Annotated in this window: 16 protein-coding genes; 4 read left to right on the forward strand and 12 right to left on the reverse strand. The window is 44.1% G+C overall.

Annotated features, from left to right (window positions below; translation table 11 throughout):
* Positions 1-2: 2 nt before the first annotated feature.
* Positions 3-560: a YkgJ family cysteine cluster protein gene (locus ABH09_RS08760; RefSeq protein WP_253714105.1), complete on the reverse strand. Its 558-nt coding sequence runs from the start codon at positions 558-560 to the stop codon at positions 3-5.
* Positions 561-660: 100 nt separating this feature from the next.
* Between ABH09_RS08760 and ABH09_RS08765 the strand changes: the two genes are divergently transcribed.
* Both ABH09_RS08765 and ABH09_RS08770 read left to right on the forward strand, forming a co-directional pair.
* The gene (locus tag ABH09_RS08765; RefSeq protein ID WP_162663959.1) at positions 661-1,023 is read left to right on the forward strand and encodes a DUF488 domain-containing protein; all 363 of its coding nucleotides are present in this window, start codon (positions 661-663) and stop codon (positions 1,021-1,023) included.
* Between the two features lie 81 nt (positions 1,024-1,104).
* The gene (locus ABH09_RS08770) at positions 1,105-1,524 is read left to right on the forward strand and encodes a thioesterase family protein (protein ID WP_253714106.1); all 420 of its coding nucleotides are present in this window, start codon (positions 1,105-1,107) and stop codon (positions 1,522-1,524) included.
* 35 nt (positions 1,525-1,559) lie between these two features.
* Here the strand turns inward: ABH09_RS08770 and ABH09_RS08775 are convergent, their stop codons facing one another.
* Entirely contained in the window at positions 1,560-1,733 is a 174-nt protein-coding gene (locus ABH09_RS08775) for a hypothetical protein (protein ID WP_253714107.1), read from the reverse strand.
* 569 nt (positions 1,734-2,302) lie between these two features.
* Here ABH09_RS08775 and ABH09_RS08780 point away from each other — a divergent pair.
* Together ABH09_RS08780 and ABH09_RS08785 are read left to right on the forward strand one after the other, a co-directional pair.
* Complete coding sequence (locus tag ABH09_RS08780; protein WP_253714108.1) at positions 2,303-3,046, forward strand: hypothetical protein; 744 nt, start codon at positions 2,303-2,305, stop codon at positions 3,044-3,046.
* Between the two features lie 85 nt (positions 3,047-3,131).
* On the forward strand, positions 3,132-4,058 hold the full coding sequence (locus ABH09_RS08785; RefSeq protein WP_253714109.1) for an SAM hydrolase/SAM-dependent halogenase family protein: 927 nt from the start codon (positions 3,132-3,134) through the stop codon (positions 4,056-4,058).
* Positions 4,059-4,324: 266 nt separating this feature from the next.
* Here ABH09_RS08785 and ABH09_RS08790 read toward each other — a convergent pair whose 3' ends face one another.
* The 10 genes from ABH09_RS08790 to rpe are packed head-to-tail and all read right to left on the reverse strand — an operon-like array spanning position 4,325 to position 14,447.
* Positions 4,325-4,579 (reverse strand): hypothetical protein, encoded by a 255-nt coding sequence (locus ABH09_RS08790; RefSeq protein ID WP_253714110.1) that lies wholly within the window; start codon positions 4,577-4,579, stop codon positions 4,325-4,327.
* 22 nt (positions 4,580-4,601) lie between these two features.
* Positions 4,602-5,318 carry a potassium channel family protein gene (locus ABH09_RS08795; protein WP_253714111.1) on the reverse strand — a complete coding sequence of 239 codons (717 nt, stop codon included), beginning with the start codon at positions 5,316-5,318 and terminating at the stop codon, positions 4,602-4,604.
* A gap of 44 nt (positions 5,319-5,362) precedes the next feature.
* Positions 5,363-5,980: a DedA family protein gene (locus ABH09_RS08800; RefSeq protein WP_253714112.1), complete on the reverse strand. Its 618-nt coding sequence runs from the start codon at positions 5,978-5,980 to the stop codon at positions 5,363-5,365.
* A gap of 12 nt (positions 5,981-5,992) precedes the next feature.
* Positions 5,993-8,011 carry an NAD(+) synthase gene (locus tag ABH09_RS08805; protein WP_253714113.1) on the reverse strand — a complete coding sequence of 673 codons (2,019 nt, stop codon included), beginning with the start codon at positions 8,009-8,011 and terminating at the stop codon, positions 5,993-5,995.
* Positions 8,012-8,059: 48 nt separating this feature from the next.
* Positions 8,060-9,163 carry a hypothetical protein gene (locus tag ABH09_RS08810; RefSeq protein ID WP_253714114.1) on the reverse strand — a complete coding sequence of 368 codons (1,104 nt, stop codon included), beginning with the start codon at positions 9,161-9,163 and terminating at the stop codon, positions 8,060-8,062.
* Entirely contained in the window at positions 9,160-10,284 is a 1,125-nt protein-coding gene (gene ispG, locus ABH09_RS08815; protein ID WP_253714115.1) for a (E)-4-hydroxy-3-methylbut-2-enyl-diphosphate synthase, read from the reverse strand. The genes ABH09_RS08810 and ispG overlap by 4 nt, the downstream gene beginning before the upstream one ends.
* A gap of 11 nt (positions 10,285-10,295) precedes the next feature.
* The gene (locus tag ABH09_RS08820) at positions 10,296-11,450 is read right to left on the reverse strand and encodes a tetratricopeptide repeat protein (RefSeq protein WP_162663968.1); all 1,155 of its coding nucleotides are present in this window, start codon (positions 11,448-11,450) and stop codon (positions 10,296-10,298) included.
* The gene (locus ABH09_RS08825) at positions 11,450-12,667 is read right to left on the reverse strand and encodes a hypothetical protein (RefSeq protein WP_253714116.1); all 1,218 of its coding nucleotides are present in this window, start codon (positions 12,665-12,667) and stop codon (positions 11,450-11,452) included. The genes ABH09_RS08820 and ABH09_RS08825 overlap by 1 nt, the downstream gene beginning before the upstream one ends.
* Positions 12,667-13,821, reverse strand: coding sequence for a tetratricopeptide repeat protein (locus ABH09_RS08830; protein ID WP_253714117.1), 1,155 nt, complete (start codon positions 13,819-13,821; stop codon positions 12,667-12,669). The genes ABH09_RS08825 and ABH09_RS08830 overlap by 1 nt, the downstream gene beginning before the upstream one ends.
* Positions 13,818-14,447, reverse strand: coding sequence for a ribulose-phosphate 3-epimerase (gene rpe, locus ABH09_RS08835; RefSeq protein ID WP_162663970.1), 630 nt, complete (start codon positions 14,445-14,447; stop codon positions 13,818-13,820). The genes ABH09_RS08830 and rpe overlap by 4 nt, the downstream gene beginning before the upstream one ends.
* Positions 14,448-14,513: the final 66 nt, after the last annotated feature.

Here is a 14,513-nt window from a genome sequence, read left to right on the forward strand (position 1 = left end):
CTCTATTTTTCGGTGAAATCTCTGCTTTCTCCGGTTTTTTTTCGTCGAATGGCAGGGAATTGTTTTGCAGTATCGAGCAAGTCTTGGATTTCTTCCGCCGAATACCGTTTACCGCGGTTTATTCCCGAACAGCTGCGGGCATTTGCACTCCAACGCTGTTCATTTCCAAGTAAATAATCCCAAAATGGATATGAAGAGCATTGAAAAGGCCGATAATTATATGCAATACAGCCATTATTCCATAAAATACAATCGTAATTCGGAAGTTCCTTTAAGCAAAGATACTCGTATCCGTCTCCTTTAAGTACCCACCGGCAATACTTTTGAATAAGGGCAGGTCGTTCGAGCGATGCCCATGTCTGCAAATTCCTGAGATCGCGAGGAGACAAATACACAAATCCCGGATCATAACGACAACATGCCGAACATTGATTGCACGAAAAGCATAAGCCACTTTCCCAAAATAATCCCTGCTGCAAAAAATACTCCATTACAATTACCTTATTATATATGAAAAATCGTGCTGTTTCAAGCATTTTTACCGGTGTTTTTACCGACATAAGTTAAACTTATTCAGAGCAAACACACCGAACGCTTTTCACAATTAAGAATTGTTTTACTCCGATAACCTTGTTATACTACTTATATGGAGGTTCTATTATGGGAACATTATATTGGAAACGGATATACGAGCCGACTGAACCACAAGACGGATTTAGAATATTAGTCGATCGACTTTGGCCGCGCGGCATTACAAAAGAAAAAGCAATGCTTGGGGATTGGGCAAAAGATATTACACCGTCATCGGATATACGACAGGCATATCACAGAGGAGAAATGAATTATGAGCATTTTTCTGCTTTGTATGCAAAGGAATTAGCAAAGAACCCCGCTGCACCGGCTTTTCTTGAAAAAATAAAAGAAAAATTGCGAACCGGTAACGTTACGATACTGTATGCTGTCAAAGATCCTACGGCAAGTCATATTCCTACGTTACAAACATTTATCAAAAAAAATATATAAAGGGAGTATAGGACGTCTCTAAAAAAATGGAGTCTAAAAAAATTCTCTATCGTTTACAGCTATCGCAATATGGAGGAGTATATGGAAGTCGGAATTAAGGGAGACATGAGTTTTATTGTTACAAAGGAAATGCTGGCGAGTCAGGACGGTGACGATACACTGGAAGTTTTTTCAACGCCAAACATGGTTTTAAAAATTGAAAGAACTGCAGCGCTCAGTGTATTGCCGTTTTTAGAAAAAGGATATACGATGGTCGGCGTAAAAGTCGATATCGAGCACATTGCGGCAACGCTTGAAGGAATGAAAGTGTATGTCCATACCGAACTGATAGATATCAGCAAAAATGGAAAATTTTTAACTTTTAAAGTAGAAGTATCGAATGATCGGGGAATTATAGGCCGCGGTACCCATGTACGGGCAATCGTCAATAAAAAATATTTTATGGAAAAACTTTGGGCGACTATACATAATGATACGCATTCCATATCCTGTGGCATTTGACTTCCATACCTAATGAGTCCGTTCTTCTTTTTAAATCAGCTGCACAACAGAAAGCCGCCGCTTAAAGTATCTCCGCTGCGGTTGACATCGATCAGGGTAAACGCATCAGGTCGTTTTTTTAACACCCCCGCGGAAAAATTGAGACTATTCGACCAGAACTGCCAAGGATGGCAGTAGTTCCATACAGCAGCGATGTTTTGTGCACGCACAAAACTCGCCTTCAATGCGCCCAAGGATGGGCGTGGGATAGGTCAGAAACAAGTTTTGGAACAAAACTTGTCCTCAACCGATGTACATGGACGTACATCGGTTGAGAGGTACACGGATGTACAACAGTTGAAGATGGTTCAAATGGTCTCACAGTCTCAATTTTTCCACGGTTTTTACCTACTCACCTGATGCGTTTACCCGTCTGCTGGAAAAATGTGCGAAATTTTATTTCCTTAAAATGCAACAGTTGAACAAAATATGAATTTTGGAAACTGTTGCATTCGTGCGCTAAAAGCGCACACATCAATACGCAAGTTTTCGAAAGAAAACTTGACGGTTAAGGTGAGCGGCGTCGTTGTAGCCGCTCACCTTATACCTATGAAATTTCGCACAGAAGGAAGGCAACCTCTGAAAATATTTTATAATGCGGTTGCCCTGTGACATCGATGCAAAGACCTTGCATTAAGAGGTGGTTTTCCGTACAATTCGGCATAAAAAGATATGCTAAAAACTGTATTTGACATCATTGTCGATGTAGTTTTTAACCAAAGTTTTTATAGGAGTTATTATGAAACGTATTATACCCCTGTGTTTACTGATTGCAACGCTCGGTATTGTATTTTTGAGCGGCGCATGTGCCTCTACGTCAAAAAAGCATGATCCCGATTTCCTCGGTAATTACCCTGTGCAGTCGTTAGGTGTACTGCATCTTAATATAGTAAAACGTTATTCCAACGATTTACTGCCGCGCGATATCAGCTTTGTTTTTGAACCCTCGACAAACACTGTTAAATTTCATCATAAGATGATGGGAGATAATATTTGGATTTCCTTAAAAAAGAAGGAACGTGCACTTCTCCGGGAGGCCATTGAGCAATACCTCACAGCTTTTGCCGATAAAACGCTGACTCCCGAAGGGGCAAAGAAAAAGGGAGCATTTGGAAAGACTGATATCTTAATGACATGGGGACTATTCGGTAGCGCACATGAAGCATATCCGACTCTGCGGTTTGATTATCAGTTTATTACTCCGCATCGGCCATACTTCATTCTGGCCAATGCGACAACTCGGGCAGACGACGGCGCTAACTGCCCTGCAATACGGATTGCAATTTCACCTGCACAATGTCAGGATGTTTTAAAAGCATTGGACGAACCGGCTCTCTTGCAGCTTGTAGAAGAATTAAAAGCCGACTATGACAAATACGATGAATTTAATTCAAATACATCAGCTGTAAAAAACATAGAGAATACTCCCGAAGGAAGCGATACACCTGTAAAACAGGAAGAGGTTTCTTTTGATGAGTTTTAAAACACTCATCAACTGATGGACAAAAATGTCCACCGGTTGATGAGGCCAAGTTTTTAAAAGAAAACTTGGCTTTATAGGAGGGTTTATGTGCAATAAAAGGTTATTCGGTTTAGCTGCAGCAGGTATGCTGATAATCGCAATCGGTATTTCCGGCTGCGCGGGAACGCCCCGAAATTCTCGGCCGTTGGTATTTCAGACTGACTTCGGATTAAAGGACGGCGCGGTTTCCGCAATGAAGGGTGTCGCTTTTACGCAATCATCTGCGATTCCGCTGTATGATCTTACCCACGAAATACCGGCTTACAGTATCTGGGATGCAGCGTATCGACTCTTTCAGACGGTAGAATACTGGCCTGCAGGCACAGTCTTTGTATCGGTAGTTGACCCCGGTGTCGGTACCGACCGCGATTCGGTTGTCTTAAAGACTAAAACAGGTCACTATATTGTTACTCCTGATAATGGAACGCTTACACTTGTTGCAGATCGGCTTGGAATTGCAGAAGTCCGTTTAATCGATGAAGCGGTGAACCGCCGAAAAAACTCAGAAAAGAGTTACACCTTCCACGGACGTGATGTATACGCCTTTACCGGTGCGCGGCTCGCAGGAGGAATCATCAGTTTTGAACAGGTTGGCCCCGCAAAAAAAGAGATTGTCCGTCTTCCTTACGAAAAGCCCCGTTTTGATAAAGGTGCACTATTAGGAACCATTCCTGCCCTCGATATCCAGTATGGGAATGTGTGGACAAATATCAGCCGTGAAACAGCGGATGCATTAAAATTAGCCGTCAATGATATCGTACAGGTAACGGTATTCAATAACGGAAAACAAGTATACACCGGCTCTATGCCGTATGTGAACAGTTTCGGTGATGTTCCCGATGGAAAGCCGCTGCTGTATTACAATAGCCTTGATTGCTTATCGATGGCATTGAATATGGACAATTTTGCATCCGTGCATAAAATCGAATACGGCGGCGAATGGACTGTAAAGATTACCAAAATTACAAAATAACACCCTTTTGAAAATATAGGGGCTGTCCAAAAACTTGAAAGTCTACCGGCTTTTTCTGTAAGGAAATAATTCATCGTATCCGCTCACACGGAATCGCTAATCAGTTTTTGGACAGTTTCCGTGCAGGAATACCATCTGCCGTGCTTTATCTGCCATGCTTTGCGGGTATTCCGCTGTTCGCAAGCGACATTACCGCGCATTTCTTTTGGCCGTATGCAGAGCGGAAAATTAACAGACTCGAAATTGAGATTAAGAAACTATAAGTCTTATGCCTTTTTTCCGTGATAATTATACCGAAATCCTGCACTGAAATTAATTATTTCCGGTATTCCCGGGATAATGGTAATGGAAACATCGGAATTATCATTTACTTTAACATTCGTTTCAATTTCGCCGGCATACCAATAAAAGAGGTGTTGCCAATCTTCACCTTTTGTTCCCCCCTTATAGGACTCTGAAGAAGGATCATAATTAGGTAATTTATACCAACTCCGCTTATATAAAATGGAGCTGAGTGTCAATATATCTTTCTTAACCTATATTTTAAAAAGGAAAGCGCGGAAAGAGCATACGGAAAAGGCTTGCATGTTCTTTTTTATGTAAGTCTTCTTTATGATGAGAAAAAACAAAAATATGCTCTTCCGAACCTGCTAAGAGGAGAATATCATCTGCGGCAAAGCGATAGTCCGGTTCAATAAATTCAAAACTTTCACAGTCTTGCTTTCGTACCGCAACAACATTAAGACCGAGTTCTTTTCGTAAATTTGCTTCAAGGAGCGTCATGCCGATATATTTTTCATTAATGCTTACTTCCGCCAATGCAAGCTCAGCTGAGATCGGCATAAAATTCAACAACAAAGTTGAGGCCAACATCGGCATAACTCGCTTTGCTGCTTCTCGATCGGGGAAAATCACCTTTGTTGCCCCAACCATGGACAGCAGATTCTCATGTTGGTCGGTTTCAGCCTTTACAACAATCTCTTTAATACCAAGCTGCTTTAAATATTTGGTTACCATCAGCGAAAGTTCAATCCTTCCGCCCAGATCAACAATAGCAGTACCGATTCTTTGAGGAATATTTTTCCGGAGACTCTCTTCATCGGTAATATTCACGACCGAGCCTTTAACAGCCTTGCCTTCATACTTTTTAATAAGATTAGGATCTTTATCTATAATGATAACTTCATCGGTAAAATGGAGCAGTTCTTCCAACATACGGACACCGAACGCACCTAAACCAATAATTGCGAATTTATTCATACCGCCTCCTCTTTACCGATGAATATCTAATTCCTATAAGTAAGTCATTCGGCGCTGTGTTTCTTTTGTGAAGACTTAAAAAATTTTTCCGATCGCATAACATAAATACTAAAGCCGATAAAAAGCAGTAAAAGAACAATTCCGATAATCTTCATAAAATGACTGCCCCTTTGCCCAAGAAAGTAGACCAGCCAGAATAAAGCCGAAATATTGCAAACCGCTGCAATAGCGTCAAAAAAAGCGAACTTATAAAACGGAAAATTAACAAAGCCGGATGTCATTGAAATAATATTGCGTATACCGAAAGGAATAAAACGCCCGAATAAAAAAGTTAGAAAGCCGTGCCGTTCAAGTGCATTGGAAATACGACTTATATTATTTTCGCTTATCAATTTTGAAAAAAATTTCCCCGAAATTCTGCCGTGCCCTAAAAGCCATCCCCAAAAATAGACAAGATAATCGCTGATCACTGCACCGAAATAGAGAGCAGCATAAAATGATGGAATGGACGCCTTCTCTTGTCTGCAAAGCAAAGCAGCAGTAATAACAATGATATCCTCCGAAATCGGCAGGTTAAAACCTCCGAGAAACAAGCTGATAAAAATAACCAACGGAAAATAAGAAATATACTGTCCTATCCACGCGGCAATTGTTTGAAACATTAAAAAGATATATCACACTTCCGACAACTTTTCAAGTTCGGCAAGCCATACGGCAGCATTCATATCGCTCGGCATTTGCCATGCTCCCCGCGGAGAGAAACTGCCGAATCCTACCTGCACGCCGTCGGGAGCACAGGAACGTTTAAACTGCTGAGAAAAAAGGCGCCGGTAAAAAATACGCATACAGCCGAGTATCTGCTGACGGTTATACCGCTGCTCCGTAGAAAAACAATGCTCCGCAAGCAGAAGAATTTTTGCAGGACTGAAATCCGTGTGCAGCAGATAATATAAAAAGAAGTCGTGCAGCTCATAGGGGCCGAGTATGTCCTCGGTTTTTTGCGTGATGACTTGTTTTTGGGCAGGAAGTAGTTCGGGACTGATCGGCGTATCGAGAATATCCTGCACAATAGCGCGGAATTCGGTATGCTTATCGGCATCCGGTAAAAATACCGACGGATATGCCGCAACATAGTCGATGCAATGGCGCAACATAGTTTTTGGGATCCCGGCATTGACATTATACATCGACATATGATCGCCGTTATACGTTTCCCATCCGAGCGCGGATTCGGAAAGATCCCCAGTCCCGACAAGCAGCGCCCCAAGCTGGTTTGCTTTATCCATCAGAATTTGAGTTCGTTCCCGTGCCTGCGCGTTTTCGTAGACCGTATTGCAGAGATCTGCGGGGTGCTCGATATCCGCAAAATGTTGCAGCATCGCCTTTTCTATAGGAATGGTAAGAACGGTACAGCCGAGTAATTCCGCAAGTTTAAGCGCATTGGATTTGGTTCTGTCCGTTGTTCCAAAGCCGGGCATGGTAATTGCCGTAACCGAATCGGCTTTCTGACGGAGCATTCGCGAAGCGAGTATCGCAATAAAGAGCGCCAATGTGGAATCCAAGCCGCCGGAAATCCCAAGCACTGCCTTTTTACAACCGGTGTGGTACAACCGCTTCGCAAGTCCGCGCGCTTGGAGCTCCGTTACCTGTGAGAAAAAACTTTCCCATGCTTGCTCGTTATTTTGCACCGCAAGCGGAATGAATGGATTGGGATTGCGCGGACGAACAAGTAGAACCCCTCGGGAAGGTATGGCAGGAATGACAATACGGCGGCAAACCGATGAACTACGACCGAGACTGGAGGGAGCCTCGCAATCCATATCTGCAAGAGTAATGGCAGCTTCGTCTTCATAGCCGGAAAAATTGAAATCGCCTGTTTTATTAAAAGAAGACAGTTCAAACCCGTTTGCCGCCGCAAGCAGTTCGCCGTTTTCGTAAATGCCGCGCTCGCCCGCACAGACAGTGTCGGTTGAAGACTCTCCCCAACCGGCGTTGACAAACAGAACCGTATTTCTTTCTTGCTTTGATCGGGCTGCAGCGCTGCGGCAAAGTTCCGTAAAAGACCCCGCGAACGAAGCCTGTGCGAGCGGTTCAATGTATAGCGCCGCTCCGGTTACCGTTAGGGTGCTGCCCGTCGCCGGAGAACCGTCTTTGATTCCGGCTTGACTTTGATTTTGTATATTTTTTGGGCTGCCGATTACAAACGAAAATCGGCTTTTTTCTACTTCAAACAGCAAATCGGAACCGAACGGAATAGCCGTATTCTGCAAACCGGTAAGAATTGTCGAAGATTCTCTTCCGCTATATACGGAAAAAACGCGGGAGTGAGCGGTTCCATCCAGCGGTACAATGCCGTAAATAGTTCCTCTACTGAAGACGGCAACAGCACTGTAGATATTACCCGAAAAAAAGAATGGAAAACCAACCACACCGATAATCGGCTCCATGGAGGTTTGCCGGACGATATACGCAAGCCGGTCTTCTGCAGCATTCAGTAATGACCGGTGTTCGAAAAAAGTGCCGCAGCTGGCGGATGTTAGAGCCAATGCGGGGAATACGGCAATATCGGCTCCCATTTCGGCGCTTTTCCGCAATGCACCGATAATCCGTTCGGCATTACCGGTGCAATCGCCAACTGCACAAGGAGGAACTATCGCAGCAACCCGATAAAATCCGTAGTCGTGTATATTCATCTTCCACCTCCCCGGTTTTACTGCTGCCGATGCAGCAGTGCTTTTCGTTTAAAAAGTTTGAGAAAGCCTGTAAGTTGCTTCCTTTGCATACGTAAAAGAAGGACAGCTCTCCGACAATTTGTGATAGAGATCATTTGCTTGTACGACAAATCCCTGCCGGTACAACAAATCTGCAAACTGCAAAAAGACATTCCAAATTTGCTTGGTTTCCGTCCATTGTAAGATTTCATTATTTGTGCCGATTCTCTGCAATAGATCGGAAAAGTTACTGTACGTATACATAAAATCAGCTTTTTTCAAGGTATTGCTTAAATACGTAACGGCAATATCGGCGCCGAGAAGCGCAGTTCTAAATGCGCGATCGTATTCTTCGGCACGAAGATAAATATCGGTCAGTTCAATATAAGCACGAAGCGCTATATCATTATGATGCCGATATAATGAAAAAAACTTTTCAACCGTCTGTTCATTTTTAATCGTATGGATCATCGCCCTCAATGTAGGACTTTCTACATTGGTAGTTCCATACACCGGATCTTCCGTTAAAATAAGGAGGAGGTATTTTTCCTGATCGTCATACTGCTTTAATAAACCGGAAATTTGTGCAAGCGAATAAATAATTTCAAACCGCATATCGGGGATGTATAAAAATTCTCTCGCTTCCCATGCAGATTGATAAAATCTGCGGGACTGAGTAAGCTCTCCTTCAAGCTCATAAACCTTCCCGATAAGATAATCACATTCAGGATAGACATCGCTCTTTTTTAACCATGTAAGTACTGCAGAAATCGACTTATCAAAATAAGCAGGAGGATGGATAAGAAAAATTCTATCAAGAATTGCACAGGCTTCATAATCCTGCCGCTTTTCCAACACGCGGTATACATCCGAGATAAGATCACCGGCAGCCCTTACCTGATGCGGTTTAAGTGCGGCAAAAAGATAATCATATTGAGCGGTTACCTGTGTTTTATGCATTTCCCGCGCTTGCCTGAACAAAAGGAGAGCCTTGCCGAATTCCCGTCCTTCATACGCAACCTTTCCTTGCTCAAGCAGATGCCAAGGGTACTCCAACGAGTCGGTCGATACTTTTTGTGCATACAGAAACGCACTGATAAGGATTGTAAAACACGCTATTACTAACTTTTTCATAAACTCCTCAGCTCCTTTTCAAAGGCTGCATCGACAACCGTATTTTTTTCCGCTTCCGTCAAGCCTTGTATATCGATACGCTGAACGATAACGCCCCGCTTAAACAACAGGATAACGTTTTCCGCACCGGTAATCCCGATATCGGCAAATTTTCCCTCGCCCGGCCCGTTGACAACACATCCCATCACCGCAACAGTCAAGTCTTTCTTTTCGGCAAAAAGCCGGTGCTGCCAGCGTGCAACGAACCCGTGAACATCGAAACCGTTACGGCCGCAGCGCGGGCACGACACCAACCTGATACCGCCTTTCCGTTTACCGCATTCCGTCAAAATTTCCCGTGCTGCAATAACCTCATTTTCCATAGTATCGGAAAGGCTTACCCGCACGGTAGCGCCGATATTCCGTTCAAGCAGCTTTGAAAATGCGAGCGTACTTTTGACAATGCCCGAAACCAAAGGCCCCGCCTCCGTAACACCTAAATGGAGCGGCGCAGCGGATTCGGCAGCAAACAGTTCATTGGCAATAACCGTTTCGTTTACGGATGAGGCTTTCATCGACACAAGGTACTGCGTAAAGCCGTGTTTATCGAAAAGCGCCGCTTCCCGCTGCGCCCCGGCAACCAATGCGGCTGCCCTCGCCTCCTCTGCATTACGTCCTTCGCGGATTTCCTGCTCCATACGGTTCCGTATATCGGCGGGGAGAGAGCCGCTGTTGACACCGATGCGGAGTACGGTACCGGTATTCTGTGCTTTTTTAATGACCGCGCTTACCCGATCTTCCGTTCCGATATTTCCCGGATTGATACGTATTTTTGCAGCACAGCCGTCCATACAGCGCAACGCAAGCCGATAGTCAAAGTGAATATCGGCAACAAGCGGCATCGGCGTCATTTCAGTAAGCTTGACAAACGCTTCGGCACTTTCGGAATCCGGTACGGCAAACCGGAGAATGTCACAGCCGAGCTGCTCCAATTCGGCAATTTTCCGTGCCGTTTCCTGCAAGGTATCTCCGCTCAGCGGCTGTTTCCACATAGTCTGGATAGCAATAGGACTATCACCGCCGAGCTCAATACTCCGAACGCTGCCCTTGCCGCCTATCCGTACTTTTTCCGCCGTATACATATTTTCTCCAATCAGCGCTTGTTTTCCGGTACTTGGCTTTGATGAATACCGGCAGCTTTTAAAAAAAGGATACCGCCCCGCTGCTGGATTTTTCCTAATACTTCTATTGGGCGTTCAGAATCTATCCTGACCGAAAAATTACAAAAGATAGGAACAACACCTTCCAACTGAATACGCTCGCTATACCCTACCAAAAGATCGAAGCTCGTATTGTCCCCATCGGATTGTATATTTGTTGCACGTCCCGACCAAATTGTCCAGCAATCAAGATAAAGCGGAATATCAGCTCGTACCTCGCTGTAGGATGGAATATCCCGAACAGTATCGAAGCCAGGTTTCGCAAAATAGTCCATTAACAACCGCGCCTTCTGTTTAATCGAATGGGCGGCGTTCGAAGACAAAATCCGGTTAACTTCAATTTGCGCCAGGTTATCCCGTGAATCCTGAAAATATTTCTGTGCATTCCGATATGCCGCAAGCACCTCTTTTTCCGAAAGCATATACCGATACGTCCCGCCCGTATCAATCGGACGTGCTTTTTCATCCGACAGCAATGCGAATGCCGAGAGATCAGCCCTATTATTATTCTGTGTCCGCAACGACAGAGGAATTTTTATCAATACCATTACTGCAATCACCGCAACAAACGCAGCAACTACCAAACAGGCAAACAAGATTATTCTTTTTTTAATATAGGACTGTACACCTGGACGAGGATAAAACTTTTTTATTTCACCCGATTGAACGGCATCTCCTATTGCCTCCGGCGTGTTATGAGTTCGAATAAACTCCAATCCGCTGCGTGCCAATTCATGGTTAGGATTATACTCAATCGCTTCCAGATAATAGTCGATCGCGCGTGCGGTGTCGCCTCGCCGTAAAAACAGCACAGCCTGCGCACATAGCAAATCGGGATCAGTCATTTTAATTTTCCGTGCGCAAGCCAAATAATCAACGGCGCCGCCGATATCCCCGGCATGTAAACAAGCAAGTCCTAAATACAGATAAAAAGGAAACGATTTATTAAATGATGCATTATACACAACATCTTTGGTATCGCTCGATACAACGTATTGCGTAACGTGCGGCTCCAATAGATTAATAACCTGTTGATAATTCCCCTTGACAAATTGTTTTTTTGCTTGTTCAAGAATCGATGACGGCATTATTGTTCCTGCATAGCCTCTATTGCGTTATCTACTTCTACACGTAATTTAGCAATCTCTTCCGTGGATAATACGTCAGACGACTTTTCAAGTTCCGCAATCCTATCCAGCAGTTCCTGCACATACCGATAATCTTTCTTTGGCTTCTCGGATTTTGTCGGTTGTACCGATGTATTCCGTTCGGTAACTTGAACAGTGTTAGGCTCCCCTACTGAAGTCGAAGAAACAGAACTATCCACCGACTGTGCGTTAGGATCAACAGGTTGAGTTACGGGAGCTGCTCGGTAAACGGTGGTAACGGTCAATTTACTAGGAGGTGCAGTAACCGGTAGAGCTGGCTCCCCCGCTGCCTGTTGGGTATATGCCGAATATGCTGTTACAGTATCAGCTGCATTCCGATAATCATAAAAGCCGATGCAGTTTGTAACACTGAAAGTCTCTTTATTGAGCATCTTCTTTTCAGACCATACGTATAAAAGCCCGGGATCGGAAAACGCATACTTACGGAATGATCTGCCACTTACGTAAGAGGGTAGCCACTTCTTTGTTACCAGCCGTTCCCAATTTGCAATATACACGGCTGTCGGTACCGTCATATATTCATTTCGTAAGAAAAAAAGACAGGCATATCCTCTATCCGCAGAAAAGATAACGGAATCTTTTTCCAATACCGGCTGCAACATCAATTCTGCTCCAATTTCGCTGCGTAAGTCCGTATACAGCGGAACAAGGTTTTTTTCACCTAACGAAGTGTCAAATAAAGCCTTTAAACCGATATCAGCAATATCCCCCGAAATATTTTGAATTTCGGTTACGATTTTCAAAAGTTTCCCCGTTGACCGCTGTTTTGAAGATACAAACGAAAAAGTTTGCGTCGCCAAAAAATCCATGCTGATTTGGAACATGACCGTTATCTCATTTTTTGACTGGCTAATAATAATTTTCTTTCCACTTTTATTATTGAGGTGGAATATCTCCCCATTAAAAAGCACTGAGTAAATATTTACGGAAGATTGAGAGCGGTCATCATACAGCGGCTCATACGCGCGCGCATCCTCGGCTTTTGAATGATATAAACAGAAATTGCCCGTGTTAGGGTAAATGACCAACTTTAACGGATCGCTGATCATTTCGACTGTATTTTCCGCCGCAAATAATCCACTCAGCAGCCACACCGAGAGGCATAATAGAATCATCTTTTTATTGGGTTTCCACATTATTTTGCTCCTTTCATATGCTGTTCATAAAGTTTTTCCAAGGTTTGGGCGCGAGCCTTTAGTCCTGCCAGCTCCTGACGGCGCTTTTCAAGTTCCTGCTGCTCGGCTTCTTTTTGTTGCTGCTCAACCTTCTGCTGTTGTTCAAAAGCTTGCTGCTGTTCCCGTATACGCTGATTTTCTTGTTCTTCAGCAATAAGAGAAAGTGCTGCAGAAATTTCATTAATTTTTTTCTCCAACGCTGTTAAACGGCTAACAAAGTGTTCGATCTGTTTCCCTTCTTCTACTGTTGCTAATGAAGAAGTCTCTGTAACCGGCGCCGCTTCCACGCTGTCGGTCGGTACAGCAACCGCTGTTTCAGTTGTATCGGGTTCGCCGGCATCCGTGGTAGTATCGGTAGTATCTGCAGCAACCGTTATAGCAGCTTCATCTGCAACCAGCGCATCTTCGGTATTGCTGTCCGTAGTGTCTGAGGCAACCGAAGCGCTTGATTCATCGGATTTCGGGGCTGCTTTATCGGGTTCCGGCTCCGGTTCGGCGTCTGCATGTGTTTTTTCGGCTTGTGCCGATGCGGAATGGGCTTCATTCGCCATCTGCAAAAGTTCTTCTCGAACCGACTGTTGATCAATAAGCACAATTTTATACCGCGCTTCATTAACCTTCCCCGATTGCGGATAGTCTACGATGACTTTACTAAAAATTTTGCGGGCTTCGGTGTGATTCCCTGCTGCATAAAGATTTTCGCCTATCCAATAATAAGCAGACGGAATTTTAGGATGATCGGGATACTTTTCAATAAACCGATAGAGGACATCCAATGATGCCTCATAGCTGCCGGATAAATATAGAAGCCGTCCTTTTTGATAGTTCACCTCGGCAGCGCGTTCATCTGCGGATGCACTCTCCAAAAATGTATCGGCATAATTCAATGCACGTTGATAATTTTGTGCAGAGGTTTCAGACATTACTAACCAGTATAATGCCTCAGTACGATTATTCGGATCTGCAGTGGTAAGCACCCGCTCAAATGATGCCGTTGCAGTAGTCCAATCTCCGCGGCTGTATGCATCTAAACCGGTTAGTAAATCATCACTATCGGCAAAGAGATTGCATATACCAAAACACACAAGATAAGCCAGTATTAATTTTTTTTTCATTTCTTTATCTCTCCGGAAAAAAAAGATGATCCTGACACGATAACATCGGCACCGGCATTGCATACAGCCGGAAGCGTTTCCGCATTGACGCCGCCGTCAGCGGAAATTAAATAGCGGTAATCGTACTTTTCACGGTACTCATACAACGTTTTGATCTTTTCGAGGCAGCGGGGAATCATCGTTTGTCCACCGAAGCCCGGATTAACCGTCATCACCAACACAAGATCGACAAAAGGTAACACCTCATCTAAAAGATGTACAGGGGTTGACGGCACGATACTCACGCCGGGTTTCATACCTGCTGCACGAATTTCCGTAATAAGCCTATGAGCATGCACTGCCGCTTCAATATGAAACGTGAAATAATCTGCTCCTACCGCTGAAAAATCTTTTACAAAATCTTGAGGGCGGGAAACCATCAAATGCACATCAAAAGGAAGGGTGCTCTTACTCCGTAGACTACGCACAACGGGAGCACCGAACGTTAAATTCGGTACAAAGACTCCGTCCATCACATCAAGATGCACCCATTGACCTCCGTTTGCTTCAATAAAATGTAATTCTTCGGCGAGCCGTGAAAAGTCTGCACTCAATAAAGACGGCGCTAATATAAACGATGCCCCCATCGTCTTAAACCCTCCCATAAAAAGTCAAGAAGAAAATCCAATATCTCGATTACAATATCGGATTTT

Origin of the sequence: Treponema sp. OMZ 803 (assembly GCF_024181165.1) — a bacterium.
Taxonomy (GTDB): domain Bacteria; phylum Spirochaetota; class Spirochaetia; order Treponematales; family Treponemataceae; genus Treponema.

Excerpts from the sequence above, each read along its gene's own strand:
- ABH09_RS08760 (WP_253714105.1), bottom strand. The coding sequence starts at position 560 with ATGTCGGTAAAAACACCGGTAAAAATGCTTGAAACAGCACGATTTTTC.
- ABH09_RS08765 (WP_162663959.1), top strand. The coding sequence starts at position 661 with ATGGGAACATTATATTGGAAACGGATATACGAGCCGACTGAACCACAA.
- ABH09_RS08770 (WP_253714106.1), top strand. The coding sequence starts at position 1,105 with ATGGAAGTCGGAATTAAGGGAGACATGAGTTTTATTGTTACAAAGGAA.
- ABH09_RS08780 (WP_253714108.1), top strand. The coding sequence starts at position 2,303 with ATGAAACGTATTATACCCCTGTGTTTACTGATTGCAACGCTCGGTATT.
- ABH09_RS08785 (WP_253714109.1), top strand. The coding sequence starts at position 3,132 with ATGTGCAATAAAAGGTTATTCGGTTTAGCTGCAGCAGGTATGCTGATA.
- ABH09_RS08795 (WP_253714111.1), bottom strand. The coding sequence starts at position 5,318 with ATGAATAAATTCGCAATTATTGGTTTAGGTGCGTTCGGTGTCCGTATG.
- ABH09_RS08800 (WP_253714112.1), bottom strand. The coding sequence starts at position 5,980 with ATGTTTCAAACAATTGCCGCGTGGATAGGACAGTATATTTCTTATTTT.
- ABH09_RS08805 (WP_253714113.1), bottom strand. The coding sequence starts at position 8,011 with ATGAATATACACGACTACGGATTTTATCGGGTTGCTGCGATAGTTCCT.
- ABH09_RS08810 (WP_253714114.1), bottom strand. The coding sequence starts at position 9,163 with ATGAAAAAGTTAGTAATAGCGTGTTTTACAATCCTTATCAGTGCGTTT.
- ispG (WP_253714115.1), bottom strand. The coding sequence starts at position 10,284 with ATGTATACGGCGGAAAAAGTACGGATAGGCGGCAAGGGCAGCGTTCGG.
- ABH09_RS08820 (WP_162663968.1), bottom strand. The coding sequence starts at position 11,450 with ATGCCGTCATCGATTCTTGAACAAGCAAAAAAACAATTTGTCAAGGGG.
- ABH09_RS08825 (WP_253714116.1), bottom strand. The coding sequence starts at position 12,667 with ATGTGGAAACCCAATAAAAAGATGATTCTATTATGCCTCTCGGTGTGG.
- ABH09_RS08830 (WP_253714117.1), bottom strand. The coding sequence starts at position 13,821 with ATGAAAAAAAAATTAATACTGGCTTATCTTGTGTGTTTTGGTATATGC.
- rpe (WP_162663970.1), bottom strand. The coding sequence starts at position 14,447 with ATGGGGGCATCGTTTATATTAGCGCCGTCTTTATTGAGTGCAGACTTT.